Below are 17,589 nucleotides of genomic sequence, written 5' to 3'. Positions count from 1 at the left end.
GACCTGGTGGGATCGGCGTAAGTCATACGATCCGTTGATCCTGCCGTGCCTGTGGACAACCGCGCACACCGATTTCGCCGAGGCACCACACTGGCCGCATGATCCGAACCGACGCACTCGACCGTCTCCCGGTACGCGACGCCGTTCCCGCGCTGATGTCGGCCCTGGACAGCGAGGGCACGGCGGTGCTGTGCGCACCGCCCGGGACCGGTAAGACGACCCTGGTGCCGCTGGCGCTCGCCGGGCTGGTCGGCGGCGGCCCGGCCCGGCGGGTCGTCGTCGCGGAGCCCCGGCGGATCGCGGCGCGGGCCGCCGCCCGGCGGATGGCCTGGCTGCTGGGCGAGAAGGTCGGGGAGAGCGTCGGATTCACGGTGCGCGGGGAGCGGTCCGTCGGGCCGCGCACCCGGGTCGAGGTCGTGACGACGGGCGTACTGCTCCAGCGCCTCCAGCGGGACCAGGAGGTGTCCGGGGTGGACACCGTGGTGCTCGACGAGTGCCATGAGCGGCATCTGGACGCCGACACCACGGCGGCGTTCCTGCTGGATGTACGGGGGGCGCTGCGCCCCGATCTGCGCCTGGTGGCCGCGTCGGCGACGACCGACGCGAGCGGATGGGCGCGGCTGCTGGGCGGGGCGCCGGTGATCGAGGCGGCGGGGACGTCGCATCCGGTGGACGTGGTGTGGGCGCCGCCGTCGCGGGTGGTGCGTCCGCCGCAGGGCACCCGGGTCGATCCGGTGCTGCTGACCCATGTGACGTCGGTGGTGCGGCGTGCCCTCACGGAGCGGGAGGGCGACGTGCTGTGCTTTCTGCCCGGGGTGGGTGAGATCGCCCGGGTGGCGGGCCAGTTGGCGGGGACGGAGGGGGTGGAGATCCTCCAGGTCCACGGGCGGGCACCGGCCGCCGTGCAGGACGCGGTGCTGGCGGGCGGATCCGGACGGCGGGTGGTCCTCACGACCTCGGTGGCGGAGTCCAGCCTGACGGTGCCGGGCGTACGGGTCGTGGTGGATTCGGGGCTCGCGCGCGAGCCGAGGATGGACCACGCGCGGGGTCTGGGGTCGCTCACGACGGTGCGGGCGTCGCGCGCGACCGGCCGGCAGCGCGCGGGCCGGGCCGGGCGGCAGGCGCCGGGCGCGGTGTACCGCTGCTGGACCGCGGCGGAGCACGAGCGGTTGCCGGGGTTCCCGGCGCCGGAGATCAAGGTCGCCGATCTGACGGCGTTCGCGTTGCAGGCCGCCGTGTGGGGTGATCCGCAGGCCACGGGTCTGGCGCTGCTGGACGCCCCGCCGGGCGGGGCGATGGCGGCGGCCCGGTCGGTGCTGACCGCGATCGGCGCGGTCCACACGGATTCGGGACGGGTGACCGACCGGGGGCTGCGGATGGCGAGGCTGGGGCTGCATCCCCGGCTGGGGCGGGCACTGCTGGACGGCGCGGCGGAACTCGGCGCGCGCCGGGCGGCCGAGGTGGTCGCGCTGCTGAGCGAGGAGCCGCCCCGGGACTACGGGGACGATCTGACGGCGGCGTGGCGGGAGGCCCGGCGCGGCGTCGACGGGTACGGCGCGCGCTGGCGCCAGGAGGTGCGCAGACTCACCGCGGCGGTGGGTGACGCGGAAACCGGGCCGTCCGGCCGGGGCAGGTCAGGGGGCGCGGGTCGGCCGCGTTCGTCCGGCCGGGGCGGAGAGGCTGACGGGGGTCTCGCGCACTCGACGGGACCGGTCGGGGAGGGGGACGCGGGGCCGGGGCGTTTGTCCGGCCCCGCGGGCGGGGTGGGCGACGGACAGGCGGTGCGCTCGTCGGGTCAAGGCGGGGCGGGTGACGGGGGGCCGGGGCGTGGGGGTGACGCGGCGGACGCCGCCGGGGGGCTGGTGGTGGCGCTGGCGTTTCCCGAGCGGCTGGCCCGGGAGCGGGCCGAGGGCGACTACCGGATGGTGTCGGGGACACGCGCGGAGCTGGGCGGCGCTTCGGCTCTGCGGGGGGTGCCGTGGTTGGCGGTGGCGGTCGCGGACCGGCCCGCGGGGGCGGGGCACGCGCGGGTGCGGCTCGCCGCGGTCGTCGACGAGGACATCGCCCGGCGGGCGGCGGGGTCCCTGCACGGTGAGGGCGAGGAGGTGGCCTGGACCGACGGGGACCTGGTGGCCCGCCGGGTGGAGCGGCTCGGCGCGGTGGAGCTGGTGGTCCGTCCGCTGGCCCGACCGGCTCCCGCGCTGGTGCGGGAGGCACTGGTGGAGGGCTTGCGGCGGGAAGGGCTGGGTCTGCTGCGGTGGGACCGGGACGCGATGGGGCTGCGGGAGCGGCTGGCGTTCCTGCACCGCACGGTGGGCGGGGGCTGGCCGGACGTGTCGGACGAGGCGTTGACCGCGCGTGCCCACGAGTGGCTGGAGCCCGAGCTGGGGCGTGCCCGGGGGCGGGCGCATCTCGCGCGGATCGACGCCGGCCGGGCGCTGACCCGGCTGCTGCCGTGGGCGAGCGGGGAGGCGGCCCGGTTGGACTCGTTGGCGCCGGAGCGCATCCAGGTGCCCAGCGGGTCGCGGGTCCGGGTGGACTACTCGGACGCGGAACGGCCGGTGCTGGCGGTGAAGTTGCAGGAGATGTTCGGTCTGGCGAGGACTCCGGAGGTGGCGGGGGTACCGGTGCTGGTGCATCTGCTCTCGCCCGCCGGGCGTCCCGCGGCGGTCACCGGGGATCTGGCGTCGTTCTGGGCGGAGGGCTATCGCGCCGTGCGGGCGGAGCTGCGGGGCCGCTATCCGAAGCATCCGTGGCCCGAGGACCCGACCGCGGCACCACCCACCCGGCACACGAGCGCGCGGGCACGGGGCCGGGACGCCGCCGGGCCCCGGGGCTGACCGGAGGCGGGGCATTGCCGGAGCTGAGGTTGAGCGGAGGCAGGGCATCGCCGGGTCCGGGGTGTGCCCCGGAGTGAGCGCGACTGCCCCGGGGCGGGCGCGGCTGCCCCGGGGTGAGCGCGGCTGGCTGAGGGCGGGCGACTGGCGGGGGCGCCGGTCCGGGGGACGGTGCGGGGTGCGGACGGCGGCGCCCCCGGGTCCGTGGTGCCGGTGGACGCGGGGGCGGGCGGGAGGTGTGCCGTGGGTCAGGTTGCCGGAGGGGCCGCGACCTTCAGTTCGACGGTGAGGGTGGCGCCCCCGGTGGTGGTGACACGCAGCAGGAACGTACCGGTGGTCTCGTCGGCGTGGAGCTTCGGCAGCTGGAGCACGCCGTCCTTGTCGGTGACGAGGGCGGTGAGTTCGCGGACCGGCTTGCCGTCGGCGTCCTTGAAGTGGGGGCCCTTGTCGTTGACGGCGGGGTCGGCGGCGGCCTTGACCAGGGTGGCCGTGGCGGCGACGCGACCGGCGGCGGCGCCCTTGCGGGTGGCCTTGAGGACGACGGCGTCGGCGAACTCGCCGCCGGGCGAGCAGACGAGTTCCTTGTCGCCGACGCGTACCAGGGCGTCGGCCTGACGGGCGGTGACGGTCGCCTTGACCTCGGCGGCGGCGACCGCGCGTCCGACGACGACGGCGCGGACCGTGAAGCCACCCGCCTTCTCCCCCGCGAGGAGCGCGGGCGCGGTGGCGACACCGGCGCTGTCGGTCACCACCGTGGCGACGCTCTCGCCGCCGGGGAAGGCGGTGTCGGTGTCACCGGCGACGGTGAACCGCACTCGCACCTTCGCGACCGGGTCCCCCGCCGAGGTCTCGGCCCGCACCTTCACAGGACGGGGGAAGGACTCGCCGGCCGTCGCGGTGATCGTGGCGCCGCCCGCGTTCTCCAGCCGGGCGACGGTGTCGGTCGGGGTGGGCGTCGTCGTCGGCGGGCTGGTCGGGGGCTTGGTGGGCGGAGTGGTCGGTGGTGTGGTGGGAGGCGTGGTGGGCCCGCCGCTGCCCGGCGGCTTGGTGGGCGGGGTGGTCGGACCGGGCGACGGGCTGCCGCCGGGGACCGAGGGCCCGGGCGATGTCCCGGGCCCGGAGCCGGGCCGCTCGGGGTCCTGAGTGGAGCCGGCGCCGGGGCGGGTGCCGGGCCGGTCGGGCGCGGAGGAGCCGGGGCGGGGCGTCCCGGAGGCGGGAGAAGGCGTGCGGTCGGGGGTGCGATCGCTGCGGTCCGCCGGAAGGGTGCCCGTGCCGTCGGGGATCTCGTGGCTGCCCTTGCGGTAGTACTCCAGCCACGACAGCACGGTGTTCACGTACTCGGTGGACCGGTTGTAGCTGAGGATGGCCGCACGCAGCTCGTCGGCAGCGGACAGATCGCGGCCGCCCGCGCAGAGATAGCGCCCGGCGGCGAGGGTGGCGTCGTAGATGTTGTTGGGGTCGCGCTTGCCGTCGCCGTTGGCGTCGGCGCCCCATCCGTCACCGGTCGGGCCGCCCTCGCCCCAGGTGGACGGGATGAACTGCATCGGGCCGACGGCCCGGTCATGGGTGGCGTCACCGTCGAAGGCACCGTTGTCGGTGTCGCTGATGTTCGCGAAGCCGTTGCCGTCGAGCACCGGGCCGAGGATCGGCGTGGTCGTCGTCCCGTTCCCGTCGACCCGTCCGCCCCGGGCGTGACCGGACTCGACCTTGCCTATCGCCGCGAGCAGTTCCCAGGGCAGGTTGCACTCCGGCTGGGACAGCCTCATGGACGCCTCGGCCCGCTTGTAGGCGTCGAGGACGGTCGCCGGGATGCCCGCCTCGGAGCCGCCCCGACTGATCGGGTCACCGATCGTGGGCGGTACCGTGGGGCTCTTCAGCGGCGGGAGTTCGGTGTAGTAGGGCGAGTCGCCGGTGGCGGAATGATCACCGTCGTCCGGTCCTGGCGCACTGTCGGAGGTCTGCAACCCGGACGCCGGGTCGGTGACCCCCTGCGCTCCGGGGGCGCCCGAGGCGGACAACGCCGCCACCACGACCGCCGCAACAGCGGTGGTCGCCGCTCCCTTGCGCAGCCTCCGGCCGATGTACGCCGCCATTCCCGGCTCCCCTTCTCATCGGTGACCAGATGCGGAGCGCACCGTCCCGCGCACGCTCCGACGCTGGCGACCCTACGGCAACTTGCTTTGCCTGGGCACCCGTTCGCGCCCGGTTTGGGGCGGTTCGTTCACCGGTGGGGGTAAGCGAATACGTGAAGTCGGACGCTGAGTGGGACATACGCCGGAACAGTTCGGCGGGAGTCACCGGCATACGGGTTGTCAGATGTGCGGGGCGCATGCGGGTGCCGTGTATGCGCTGTGTGTGCGGGACGGGTGCCGTGCGGGTGCCCTGCGGCGCCTTCGTCAGTCCCCGGCAGCCGACGGCGGAGCGGCCGTCGGGCCCGAGGTGGGCGTCCCACCGGACGCGCGGCGCGTGACCGGACCGGCCGCGCCCCGGGTGCGGCGCACGAACGCCGCCCGCCGTCGGGCGGCCGCCCGCAGCAGCTCACGCGGCCCGCCGCCCGACCGCTCACGGCGGACACTCGCCTGCGGACAGCGAGGACCCGCCGGGGATCGCGACGCCCGCAGCCGGGCCGACCACGAGAGCGCCGCCCCGGCGCCCTTGGACACCGGGGCGGCGGGGTCCCGCTCCTGACCGGCGCGGCGCAGGGCGGCGGACCGCACGCGCTCGGCGGCGGTGCCGAGGGCGGATATCGGCCCGAGGACCGCCGCCGTCACGGTGGCGGCGCCGGCCGTGAGGCTCGCGCGGAGGTGGAGGCCCATGGACGGCATCCTCCCGGTGCGGGGGCGGAGGGGCCCGGGGAGCAGTCCAAGCGGGTGACTCCGTCGGTCTTGCGGAAGCCCGATTCCTCCGGCACCGGCACGTCCCCGGCCCCGTCCCCGTCCCCGTCCCCGGGTCGTCCGTACCGGGCCCGGCCCGGCCCTGGTTCCCGCTGCGCGTGTCTGTTGGGTCTCCTCTCGCACCTTGGTGTTCGTGCCTGGGGATCACCGGTGGGCGTCTTCGTGGCTGTGCGGGTCGGACGTGGGGCGCAGTTCCCCGCGCCCCTTGGGTCACGGCCGGTCGCCGTACCTTGTTCCCGTGCGGGGCGGACGTGGGTGCGCGGTTCCCCGCGACCCTTGGGGCACGGCCAGTCGCCGCTGTTGTCTCCGTGTGGGTCGGACGTGGGGCGCAGTTCCCCGCGCCCCTGAAGGGGCACGGCCGGTCGCCGTACCTTGTTCCCGTGCGGGGCGGACGTGGGTGCGCGGTTCCCCGCGACCCTGAAGGGGCACGGCCGGTCGTCGCTCTTGTCGCCGTGCGGGGCGGGCGTGGGGAGGGTGTGCTGGGGTGGGCGCGGGCCTGGTCTCCTCCTTCTCCGCGCTGTGGGGAGGAGGAGGACAGGGCCGCGCCCGGTGCCGTCAGTGGGCTGCGGACTCCCAGTCCGGGCCCACGCCCACCGAGACGTCCAGCGGGGCCCTCAGCTCCACGGCCGCCGCCATCTCGCGGCGGACCAGCTCCTCCGTGGCCGCCCGCTCGCCCGGCGCGATCTCCAGGACGATTTCGTCATGGACCTGGAGCAGCATCCGGGAGGTGAGCCCGGCCTCGCCCATCGCGCGGTCGACGTTCAGCATGGCGATCTTCACGATGTCCGCCGCCGTGCCCTGGATGGGCGCGTTCAGGGCCATCCGCTCGGCCATCTCACGGCGCTGACGATTGTCGCTGTTCAGATCCGGCAGATACCGGCGACGGCCCAGCCACGTCTCCGTGTAGCCGGTGGCGCGGGCCTCCTCCACGACACGGTGGAGGTATTCGCGGACCCCGCCGAAACGCTCGAAGTAGGTGTCCATCAGGCCGCGGGCCTCCGCCGCCTCGATGTTCAGCTGCTGCGACAGGCCGAAGGCCGACAGACCGTACGCCAAGCCGTACGACATCGCCTTGATCTTGCGGCGCATCTCCGCGTCCACCGCGGACCGCTCGACACCGAACACCTGCGAGGCGACCGTGCTGTGCAGATCCTCACCGGAGGTGAACGCCTCGATCAGTCCCGCGTCCTCCGACAGATGAGCCATCACCCGCAGCTCGATCTGGCTGTAGTCCGCCGTCATCAGTGACTCGAAACCCTCACCGACGACGAACCCGCGCCGGATCGCGCGGCCCTCGTCCGTACGGACGGGGATGTTCTGGAGGTTCGGATCGGTCGACGACAGCCGGCCCGTCGCCGCGACCGTCTGGTTGAACGTGGTGTGGATACGGCCGTCCGCGGCGATCGTCTTGATCAGACCCTCGACCGTGACCCGCAGCTTCGCCTGCTCACGGTGGCGCAGCATGATCACCGGCAGCTCGTGGTCCGTCTGCCCGGCCAGCCACGCCAGCGCGTCCGCGTCGGTCGTGTAGCCCGTCTTCGTCTTCTTCGTCTTCGGCAGGTCCAGCTCGCCGAAGAACACCTCCTGGAGCTGCTTCGGCGAACCCAGGTTGAACTCATGGCCCACCGAGGCGTGCGCCTCCTTCACCGCCTGCTGCACGGCGCCCGCGAACATCTGCTCCATCGACTCCAGATGCGCCCGGTCCGCCGCGATGCCGTGCCGCTCCATCCGCGCCAGCAGCTCCGAGGTGGGCAGCTCCACGTCCCGCAGCAGCTCCGCCGAGCCGACCTCCGCCAGCCGCCCCTCGAACGCGCCGCCCAGGTCCAGCACGGCACGCGCCTGCACCATCAGCGCGTCCGCCTCCGCCTGCTCGTCCGCGCCGAAGGCCAACTGGCCGTCCGACGCCGACGCGGGAACCAGCTCCCGCCCCAGGTACTCCAGCGTCAACGCGTCCAGCGCGAAGGAACGACGGCCCGGCTTCACCAGATACGCGGCCAGCGCCGTGTCCATCGAGATGCCCGCCACCGACCAGCCGTGCTCCGCGAAGACCCGCATCACGCTCTTCGCGTTGTGCAGCACCTTCGGCCGCCCGCCGTCGGCAAGCCAGCGCGCGAACGCCTGCTCGTCGGCCTCGTCCAGCTGCGCCGGGTCGAACCACGCGGCCGCGCCGCCCGCCGCGGCCAACGCGATCTCGGAGACCGTGCCCGCACCCAGCGACCAGGTGTCCACCACCGACATGCCCAGCGGCTCACCACCGTGCTCCGCGAGCCAGGGGGCGACCTCGCCCGTCGCCAGCACCGCGCCGTCGACCTCGACACCCGCCTCGACCTGCGGCTGCTCCTCCACCGCACCCGGGTCGACGGCCAGCAGCCGCTCCCGCAACGACGGATTACGGATCTCCAGCGTGTCCAGCACCATCGCCACCGCCGTGCGGTCGTACGGCGCGCGCTCCAGCTCGGGCACCGAGCGCGGCAGCTCCACGTCCCGCACCATCTCCGTCAGCCGGCGGTTCAGCCGCACCGCCTCCAGATGGTCCCGGAGGTTCTGCCCGGCCTTGCCCTTGACCTCGTCGACCCGCTCCACCAGCTCCGCGAACGAACCGAACTGATTGATCCACTTCGCCGCGGTCTTCTCCCCCACCCCCGGGATACCCGGCAGATTGTCCGACGGGTCACCCCGCAGCGCGGCGAAGTCCGGATACTGCGCGGGCGTCAACCCGTACTTCTCCTGGACCTTCTCCGGAGTGAAGCGCGTCAGCTCCGACACGCCCTTCGTCGGGTACAGCACCGTCGTGTGCTCGCTGACCAACTGGAACGAGTCCCGGTCTCCCGTGACGATCAGGACCTCGAAACCCTCGGCCTCCGCACGTGTCGCCAGCGTCGCGATCACGTCGTCCGCCTCGAAGCCGTCCACCGCGAACCGCACCGCGTGCATCGCGTCGAGCAGCTCCCCGATCAGCTCCACCTGTCCCCGGAACTCGTCCGGCGTCTTCGAACGATTCGCCTTGTACTCCGCGAACTCCTCCGACCGCCACGTCTTGCGCGACACGTCGAACGCCACCGCGAAGTGCGTGGGCGCCTCGTCACGCAGCGTGTTCGCCAGCATCGACGCGAAACCGTAGATCGCGTTCGTCGGCTGACCCGCGGCCGTCGTGAAATTCTCCACGGGCAACGCGAAGAACGCGCGATACGCCAGCGAGTGCCCGTCCATCAGGAGCAGCCGCGGCCGGTCGCCGCTGCCCGCGCCCGCCGCCGTCCCGGTCTTCTTCGATGCTGAATCTGCCACGCCCCCGATCCTGCCACGCCCCACTGACACCCGGCCCCGCTCCCGACCGCGCCCACCGGCTGTCACACCCCCGTGCGAGGATCGGACGACCGCCGATCACGGACGGCGAACGGCACACGCGCTCGACGAGGAGCCGAGATGGCCAGCGAAGCACCCCGCAGCGACCCGGCACAGGACACCCCCCGAGTCACCCCGCCCCCGCACCACGCTGCCGGGCTCCCCGCCGTCGGCCACAGCCTGCGCATGGCGCAGCAGCAGATGGGCGTCCGCCGCACCGCCCTCACCCTGCTCCGCGTCAACCAGAAGGACGGCTTCGACTGCCCCGGCTGCGCCTGGCCCGAGGGCGACGAACGCCACACCGCCGAATTCTGCGAGAACGGCGCCAAGGCCGTCGCCGAGGAAGCCACCCTCCGCCGCGTCACCCCCGCGTTCTTCGCCGAGCACTCCCTCGCCGACCTCGCCGGCCGCAGCGGCTACTGGCTCGGCCAGCAGGGCCGCCTCACCCAGCCGATGCACCTGCCCGCGGGCGCCACCCACTACGAACCCGTCGGCTGGGACGACGCCTTCGCGATCATCGCCGAGGAGCTCACCGCCCTCGACTCGCCCGACGAAGCCGTCTTCTACACCTCCGGGCGCACCAGCAACGAGGCCGCGTTCCTCTACCAGCTGTTCGTCCGCGAGTACGGCACGAACAACCTCCCCGACTGCTCCAACATGTGCCACGAGTCGTCCGGCTCCGCGCTCACCGAGACCCTCGGCGTCGGCAAGGGCAGCGTCCTGCTCGACGACCTCCACCAGGCCGACCTCATCATCGTCGCCGGACAGAACCCCGGGACGAACCACCCGCGGATGCTCTCCGCCCTGGAGAAGGCCAAGCGGGCCGGCGCCCGCATCATCACCGTCAACCCGCTTCCCGAAGCGGGCATGGAGAAGTTCAAGAACCCCCAGAGCCTGGGCGGCCTCACCAAGGGCACCACCCTCACCGATCTCTTCCTCCAGATCCGCATCGGCGGCGACCAAGCCCTGTTCCGGCTGCTCAACAAACTCCTCCTCGACACCGAGGGCGCCGTCGACCACGACTTCGTCCGCGAGCACACCCACGGCTACGAGGACTTCGCCGCCACCGCCCGGGACGCCGACTGGGACACCACCCTCGCCGCCACCGGGCTCGACCGGCCCGCCATCGAGGAAGCCCTCCGGATGATCGTCGCCTCCCGGCGCACCGTCGTCTGCTGGGCCATGGGCCTCACCCAGCACAAGCACGCCGTCCCGACCATCCGCGAGGTCGTCAACCTCCTGCTGCTGCGCGGCGCCATCGGCCGCCCCGGCGCCGGGGTGTGCCCCGTACGCGGTCACTCCAACGTCCAGGGCGACCGCACCATGGGCATCTTCGAACGCCCCGCCCCCGCCTTCCTCGACGCCCTGGAGAAGGAGTTCGGCTTCACACCCCCGCGCGCCCACGGCTACGACGTCGTGCGCGCCATCCGCGCCCTGCGCGACGGCGACGCCAAGGTGTTCCTCGCCATGGGCGGCAACTTCGTCTCCGCGTCACCCGACACCGACGTCACCGAAGCGGCCATGCGGCGCGCCCGTCTCACCGTCCACATCTCCACCAAGCTCAACCGCTCCCACGCCGTCACCGGAGCACGCGCCCTCATCCTCCCCACCCTCGGCCGCACCGAACGCGACCTCCAGGCCGGCGGCGAACAGTTCGTCACCGTCGAGGACTCCATGGGCATGGTCCACGCCTCCCGCGGACGCCTCGCCCCCGCGAGCCCCGGCCTGCTCTCCGAACCCGCCATCGTCTGCCGCCTGGCCCGCGCCGTCCTCGGCACCCGCAGCGCCGTCCCCTGGGAGACCTTCGAGCGGGACTACGCCACCATCCGCGACCGCATCGCGCGCGTCGTGCCCGGCTTCGAGGACTTCAACGCCCGTGTCGCGCACCCCGGCGGCTTCACCCTCCCGCACGCCCCCCGCGACGAACGCCGCTTCCCCACCGCCACCGGCAAGGCCAACTTCACCGCCGCGCCCGTCGAGTACCCGAAGCTCCCCGCCGGACGGCTCCTGCTCCAGACGCTGCGCTCGCACGACCAGTACAACACCACCATCTACGGCCTGGACGACCGCTATCGCGGTATCAAGAACGGCCGGCGCGTCGTCCTCGTCCACCCCGACGACGCCACCGCACTCGGCTTCCCCGACGGCTCCCTGACCGACCTCGTCAGCGAATGGCGCGACGGCACCGAGCGGCGCGCCGACGGGTTCCGCGTCGTCCACTACCCCACCGCGCGCGGGTGCGCCGCCGCGTACTACCCGGAGACGAACGTCCTCGTCCCCCTCGACGCCACCGCCGACACCAGCAACACGCCCGCGAGCAAATCCGTCGTCGTCCGGCTGGAACCATCCCGTACCCCCTAAGCGTTCGCTCAGCGGGACCTGGTAGAACAGTTCGCACCACCAGGTGCACACCGCACGCGACGACGAACACGAACGGAGCCGGGCCCATGGGCGAGCAGCACACCGCGAAGTTCCCGCAGGAAGTCATCGACGAGTACGCGGCCCTGGGCGTCGACCTTCCCTCCCTGTTCTCCGCCGGACACCTCGGCACCCGGATGGGCATCGAGATCGGGGAGGCGAGCGCCGACCGCGTCGTCGGCACCATGCCCGTCGAGGGCAACACCCAGCCCTACGGCCTGCTGCACGGGGGCGCCTCCGCCGTACTCGCCGAGACCCTGGGCTCCATCGGCGCCATGCTCCACGGCGGCGCCGGGAAGATCGCCGTCGGCGTCGACCTGAACTGCACCCACCACCGCGGGGTGCGCTCCGGAGATGTCACCGGCGTGGCCACCCCCGTCCACCAGGGACGGTCCACCGCGACCTACGAGATCGTCATCACCGACGAGACGGGCAAGCGGGTGTGCACAGCACGGCTCACCTGCCTGCTCAGGACGGTCGGCGACACCAAGTAGCCCCCCCCTGGGGGGTGTGCGGAGGTCCGCCGTGAGCCACCCCCGCCGCAACCCTCCGACGGCGACCATCCCGGCACGGGCGGGGGCGGGGCCGACTCAGAGGCCCCCTCAGAGGCCGACTCAGGGCTGAGCCAGGAGCCGAGTCAGGAGCGGACAGGGGCGGACATCGGCCGTCGCCCGGATTCCGGCTGCCCCGGCGGCGGCGCACGTGTCGGCCGACAGCCGTCCGGCCCCGACCTCCGACCCCCAGCACCCGGCCCTGGCCCCCGGCTTCCGGCCCCAGCCCCCGTCGCCGACCGGACAAAGCGCCCGCGCCCGCCACTCCCGCGCACAAGTGTCCAGAATGCGGACCGGTGTGTCCGGTGGGCGCCCGAGTGAACGTTTCAGCACTCCCCCACGGCACTTGCGGACGAACAGTGCCCCGGGCACGGCACCAGGTCCGTCACCCTGCGAAATGTTCACCGGGTCCGGACCCTCCACCGACAACCCTCACGCTTCCCACCCGTCCCACCACGTTCCGCACATGACCCCCATGGGCGCGCGTGGACATCGCGGCCGGATCGCACCGGATCGCACACCGGCCGCACCAGGGCCGGGACGTCCGCCGCAGCCGGCCCTGGGCGGGTCCGGCGGGGCCTCAACCGGGTGGACCACCAACCGGGTTGAACAGGTCGGTAGCGCGCTCCCGTCCGGAAAACGGGCACCCGTCCGGGTAGGAAATCGCGCCATACGGGCGTGAACTCCCCCACTCCCCCCGCTTTCCGGCCCCACCCTCCTCCAACAGCGCGGCCCCGCACGGGACGTACCACCAGGAAGGACCGGGAAGGCCCGGGAGCGCGTACGCGCCGGTCAGCGCGGGGGTGCTCCGACCCCATACGCCCCACGCGGCACACATTCCCCCGATTCGGGATTCACCGGATTCCCACGACTGCACCGTCGCACCGCCACCCAATCCGCTCGCCGACGGGAACACCGGCGTATTTTGCACACTCCGGAGCGGACATAAAGGGGCGTTCAATCGGAAGTACCACTGAATGCCGATCCGGGCCTGTGCGACATCACGCTACGTAACACGGCAGCAATACCGGCTAAACATCTCGATGCTATAGGCATCTAGATAGTGGATCTTTCCCGGGGGGCCCAAATGATCATCAAGTGCCCGCTCTCCGGTGTCCGGCGCACCACTAAGCGGAAGTGCGCACTCTCAGAATGTGGACCACACGGAGAAACCGCCGAAGCCGTCCACGGACCGCAGAGTGGAATCGCAAATTCCGGCCCGTCATAACAAGAGAGTCACAAGCACGCCCACGCCACTGCCCCAGGCCAGGGGTCAGGCTTAGAGTCACCGCCAGTCACCGCTCCATCGGGAGTTCGGTACCAGCACGACAATGTTTCGGCCCAAACAGGGACGGACGTGTCGGCGGAAAGGACTGATTGTGCGACAGCGTTCTTTGCTGATACTCACCTCCGTTCTCACCACAGGAGCGCTCACCCTCACCGCCTGTGGATCACGGGACGAAGGCGGCTCCGGGGACAACGGCGACGGCGACGCCACCACCACCATCACCATCGGTGTCGACGCACCCCTCTCCGGCGAGAATTCCGCGACCGGACTCGGCATCCAGTACGGCGTCCAGATCGCCGTCGACGACGCCAACGCCAAGAAGGTCGTCCCCGGGGTGAAATTCCAGATCAAGGCCCTCGACGACAAGGCGCAGCCGGCCACCGGCCAGCAGAACGCCACCGCCCTCGTCGGCGACAGCAAGGTCGTCGGGGTCGTCGGCCCCCTCAACTCGGGCGTCGCCCAGTCCATGCAGCAGGTCTTCGCCTCCGCCAACCTGGTACAGATCTCGCCCTCCAACACCAACCCCGAGCTGACCCAGGGCAAGGACTGGCAGAGCGGTACCAAGAAGCGCCCGTACACCACCTACTTCCGCACCGCCACCACCGACGCCCTCCAGGGCGGCTTCGCGGCCGACTACGCGTTCAAAGGCATGAAGAAGAAGCGGGTCTTCGTCGTCGACGACAAGCAGACCTACGGTGCCGGTCTCGCCAAGATCTTCCGCGAGCAGTTCGAGGAGCTCGGCGGCAAGGTCGGCGGCACCGACAGCATCAACACCGGCGACAAGGACTTCGGGGCCCTCGTCACCAAGATCAAGGCCGCCAAGGCCGACCTCGTCTACTACGGCGGCCAGTACGACGAGTCCCAGCTCATCACCAAGCAGCTCAAGGAAGCCGGCGTCAAGATCCCGCTCTTCGGCGGCGACGGCATGTTCAGCCCCACCTACATCGAGACCGCGGGCGGCGCCTCCGAAGGCGACGTGGTGACCTCCGTCGGTGTCCCCGTCGACACCCTCCCCGCCGCCAAGACCTTCATCGAGACCTACAAGTCCAAGGGCTACAAGGGCACCTACGGCACCTACGGCGGCTACTCGTACGACGCCGCCAACGCCATCATCAACGCCGTCAAGACCATCAAGGAAGGCAACGACGGCAAGCTGCCCGGCGGCAAGGAACTCCGCGCGAAGGTCGTCGAAGAGGTCGGCAAGAGCAACTTCGAAGGCATCACCGGCAAGGTCTCCTTCGACGAGTACGGCGACACCGCCAACAAGCAGCTCACCGTGTACCAGGTCAAGAGCGGCAAGTGGGAAGCCGTGAAGACCGGCACCTACAACGGCTGACACACCCGCCTCGCGCCCCACAGCACGACCGCACCACCGCACCACCGCACCACCGCACCACCGCACCACCGCACCAGCAGACGACAACGGCAGTGCCAGGGCCGCGCGGAAGGCAGACCCCAACCGCGCGGCCCCTCGTCTGACCCCACCCTGCCTACCCCCAGCGACAATGGAGGCCACGCGGTGAACACTCTGCCGCAGCAGCTGGCCAACGGGCTGCTCCTCGGCTCGATGTATGGCCTGATCGCCATCGGCTACACGATGGTCTACGGCATCGTCCAGCTCATCAACTTCGCGCACGGTGAGATCTTCATGATCGGCGGCTTCGGCGCGCTCACCGTCTACGCCTACGTCCTGCCCGCCGGCACCTCGGTCTGGGCGGCCCTGCCCCTGATGCTCATCGGCGGCGGACTCATAGCCATCCTCTTCGCCGTAGGAGCCGAACGCTTCGCCTACAGACCCCTGCGCGGAGCACCACGACTAGCACCCCTCATCACCGCCATCGGCCTCTCCCTGGCCCTCCAGGAGGTCGTGCGCAACTTCTACCCCAAGGCCGACAAGGCCCGTGTCTTCCCCGAACTCGGCAAAGGCAGCTACGAGATCGGCAGCCTCACCGTCACCAACGCCGACATCTTCCTCATCTCCATCGCCGCCGTCTGCATGACCGGCCTCGCGCTCTTCGTCCGCCGCAGCCGCACCGGCCGCGCCATGCAGGCCACCGCGCAGGACCCCGACACCGCGCAGCTCATGGGCATCGACACCAACCGCATCATCGTCATCGCCTTCGCCATCGGCGGCTTCTTCGCCGCCGTCGCCGCCATCGCGTACGGCTTCAAGTACGGCCATGTCGAGTACCGCATGGGCTTCATCATGGGCCTCAAGGCCTTCACCGCGGCCGTCCTCGGCGGCATCGGCAACATCTACGGCGCCATGCTCGGCGGAATCGTCCTCGGCATCGCCGAGACCCTCGCCAGCGCCTACATCGACGGCATACCCGGTCTCCAGCAGCTCGGCGGCGCCAGCTGGGCCAACGTCTGGGCCTTCTGCCTCCTCATCCTCGTCCTCCTGCTCAGGCCCCAGGGCCTGCTCGGCGAACGCGTCGCGGACAGGGCGTGACCACCATGACGACCAAGACCAGCAGCACCACCACCCTCATCCCGCTCCCCCTCCAGGCGGCCCGTGCCCTCACCGTCGCCGGCGGTGCCGCGAGCATCGTCTCCGCCTTCCTCGCCTGGACCTGGACCGCGGCCTTCCCCGGGGACCTCACCGTCTACGGCTACCCCGGCGGCCTCCAGTGGATGACCGTCGTCGCCGGAGCCCTCGCCACGCTCTACGCGCTCGCCGCCTACGAGATACGCGGTCTGCGATGGCTGAACCCCGGCCGCGGCGACGCGCCCCTCACCCTCGCCGCCCTCGGGGTCCTCGGCGTCACCTGGTTCACCGTCATCGCCATCACCGTCGACCTCGGCGGGCTGGCCAACCTCGAACCCGGCGCCTACGTGGCCGTCGTGGCGTCCGCGCTCCCGCTCATCGGCGCCTTGGGCCTCCCCCGGCCGACCGAGACCGGACCGGACGGCGGCACCGGCCTCGGGCTCACCCTGCGCGGCCTGATCAGGAAGCCCGACCGCGTCCCCGCCCCCGCGCCCGTCGCGCCGTGGCTCCAGCGCACCCTCATCTCCGTCATCACCCTCGTCGGGCTCCTCACCTTCATCTACGGCATCGAGACCCCGTCCGAGGAAGGCGAGACCTTCATCGGCTATCTGATCGTCGTCGTCCTCGGCGTCTGGTCGATGAGCACCGCGGGACTCCTCGACCGGCTCTCCCGGCTCGCCGCCGAGAACCGCTCCTACACCCTCGCCATGGGCTTCGCCGCGGCCATCGTGTTCCCGTTCACCCAGACGAACGACCACTACACGAACCTCGGCGTCAACATCCTGATCTTCGGAACCGTCGCCCTCGGCCTCAACATCGTCGTCGGCCTCGCCGGACTCCTCGACCTCGGATACGTCGCCTTCCTCGGCGTCGGCGCCTACACCGCCGCGCTGGTCTCCGGCTCCGAGTTCTCCCGCTTCTCCGGCGTCCAGTTCCCCTTCTGGGCCGCCGCCCTCTCCGGCGCCGCCGCCTCACTGATCTTCGGCGTCCTCATCGGCGCCCCGACCCTGCGGCTGCGCGGCGACTACCTCGCCATCGTCACCCTCGGCTTCGGCGAGATCTTCCGCATCGCCGTCAACAACCTCGACGGCGACTCCGGACCCGACATCACCAACGGGCCCAACGGCATCGCCGGTATCCCCGACCTCGTACTCTTCGGATTCAACTTCGGGGAGACCCATGACATCGCCGGAATCACCCTCGGCAGGTTCGCGAACTACTACCTGCTGATGGTCCTCGTCATGGCCATCGTCATCCTCGTCTACAACCGCGCGTCCGACTCACGCATCGGCCGCGCCTGGGTCGCCATCCGCGAGGACGAGACCGCCGCCACCGCCATGGGCATCAACGGCTTCCGCGTCAAGCTCATCGCCTTCGCCCTCGGCGCCGCGCTCGCCGGACTCGCCGGTACCGTCAGTGCCCACGTCACCTACAACGTGGTCCCCAACCCGTACCAGTTCGCCGGCTCGACACCGCCCAACTCCGCGTTCCTCCTCGCCGCCGTCGTCCTCGGCGGAATGGGAACCGTGAGCGGACCCCTGCTCGGCGCGGCGCTCCTCTATCTCCTCCCCGAGAAACTCGTCTTCCTCAAGGAACACTCGCTTCTCGCGTTCGGTGTCGCCCTTGTCCTCCTCATGCGATTCCGCCCCGAAGGCATCATCGCCAACCGGCGCCAGCAACTCGAATTCCATGAGACCGGACAACTCGACGTCCCCGACGAACGACTCGATCCCGATCCGCCCCTCACCACCAAGAAGACGGGTGCGTGACC

General features: G+C 71.8%; 9 protein-coding genes. 6 read left to right on the top strand and 3 right to left on the bottom strand.

Annotated features, from left to right (window positions below; genetic code table 11):
• Window positions 1-98 precede the first annotated feature (98 nt).
• Complete coding sequence (locus OG711_RS29685) at window positions 99-2,840, top strand: ATP-dependent RNA helicase (protein WP_329561557.1); 2,742 nt, start codon at window positions 99-101, stop codon at window positions 2,838-2,840.
• Window positions 2,841-3,085: 245 nt separating this feature from the next.
• Here the strand turns inward: OG711_RS29685 and OG711_RS29680 are convergent, their stop codons facing one another.
• From OG711_RS29680 to polA, 3 genes are all read right to left on the bottom strand, one after another.
• Window positions 3,086-4,930 carry a lytic transglycosylase domain-containing protein gene (locus OG711_RS29680; RefSeq protein ID WP_329561555.1) on the bottom strand — a complete coding sequence of 615 codons (1,845 nt, stop codon included), beginning with the start codon at window positions 4,928-4,930 and terminating at the stop codon, window positions 3,086-3,088.
• A 303-nt stretch (window positions 4,931-5,233) separates the two neighbouring features.
• The gene (locus tag OG711_RS29675; protein WP_073790913.1) at window positions 5,234-5,653 is read right to left on the bottom strand and encodes a hypothetical protein; all 420 of its coding nucleotides are present in this window, start codon (window positions 5,651-5,653) and stop codon (window positions 5,234-5,236) included.
• Between the two features lie 633 nt (window positions 5,654-6,286).
• On the bottom strand, window positions 6,287-9,016 hold the full coding sequence (gene polA, locus OG711_RS29670; protein WP_329561553.1) for a DNA polymerase I: 2,730 nt from the start codon (window positions 9,014-9,016) through the stop codon (window positions 6,287-6,289).
• Window positions 9,017-9,154: 138 nt separating this feature from the next.
• On the opposite strand from polA, the gene OG711_RS29665 reads away from it, so the two are divergent.
• From OG711_RS29665 to OG711_RS29645, 5 genes are all read left to right on the top strand, one after another.
• On the top strand, window positions 9,155-11,434 hold the full coding sequence (locus tag OG711_RS29665) for an FdhF/YdeP family oxidoreductase (protein WP_329561551.1): 2,280 nt from the start codon (window positions 9,155-9,157) through the stop codon (window positions 11,432-11,434).
• A gap of 86 nt (window positions 11,435-11,520) precedes the next feature.
• Entirely contained in the window at window positions 11,521-11,985 is a 465-nt protein-coding gene (locus tag OG711_RS29660) for a PaaI family thioesterase (protein WP_266514177.1), read from the top strand.
• Between the two features lie 1,451 nt (window positions 11,986-13,436).
• Window positions 13,437-14,666 (top strand): branched-chain amino acid ABC transporter substrate-binding protein, encoded by a 1,230-nt coding sequence (locus OG711_RS29655; RefSeq protein WP_073790923.1) that lies wholly within the window; start codon window positions 13,437-13,439, stop codon window positions 14,664-14,666.
• Window positions 14,667-14,849: 183 nt separating this feature from the next.
• The gene (locus OG711_RS29650; RefSeq protein WP_073790925.1) at window positions 14,850-15,782 is read left to right on the top strand and encodes a branched-chain amino acid ABC transporter permease; all 933 of its coding nucleotides are present in this window, start codon (window positions 14,850-14,852) and stop codon (window positions 15,780-15,782) included.
• Window positions 15,783-15,787: 5 nt separating this feature from the next.
• Complete coding sequence (locus OG711_RS29645; protein WP_073791659.1) at window positions 15,788-17,587, top strand: branched-chain amino acid ABC transporter permease; 1,800 nt, start codon at window positions 15,788-15,790, stop codon at window positions 17,585-17,587.
• Window positions 17,588-17,589: the final 2 nt, after the last annotated feature.

This window comes from Streptomyces uncialis, assembly GCF_036250755.1.
Lineage (GTDB): Bacteria > Actinomycetota > Actinomycetes > Streptomycetales > Streptomycetaceae > Streptomyces > Streptomyces uncialis.
Note: the sequence above shows the minus strand (reverse complement) of the source record. Positions and strands in the feature narration are given on the sequence as shown.

Excerpts from the sequence above, each read along its gene's own strand:
- OG711_RS29685 (WP_329561557.1), top strand. The coding sequence starts at position 99 with ATGATCCGAACCGACGCACTCGACCGTCTCCCGGTACGCGACGCCGTT.
- OG711_RS29680 (WP_329561555.1), bottom strand. The coding sequence starts at position 4,930 with ATGGCGGCGTACATCGGCCGGAGGCTGCGCAAGGGAGCGGCGACCACC.
- OG711_RS29675 (WP_073790913.1), bottom strand. The coding sequence starts at position 5,653 with ATGGGCCTCCACCTCCGCGCGAGCCTCACGGCCGGCGCCGCCACCGTG.
- OG711_RS29665 (WP_329561551.1), top strand. The coding sequence starts at position 9,155 with ATGGCCAGCGAAGCACCCCGCAGCGACCCGGCACAGGACACCCCCCGA.
- OG711_RS29660 (WP_266514177.1), top strand. The coding sequence starts at position 11,521 with ATGGGCGAGCAGCACACCGCGAAGTTCCCGCAGGAAGTCATCGACGAG.
- OG711_RS29645 (WP_073791659.1), top strand. The coding sequence starts at position 15,788 with ATGACGACCAAGACCAGCAGCACCACCACCCTCATCCCGCTCCCCCTC.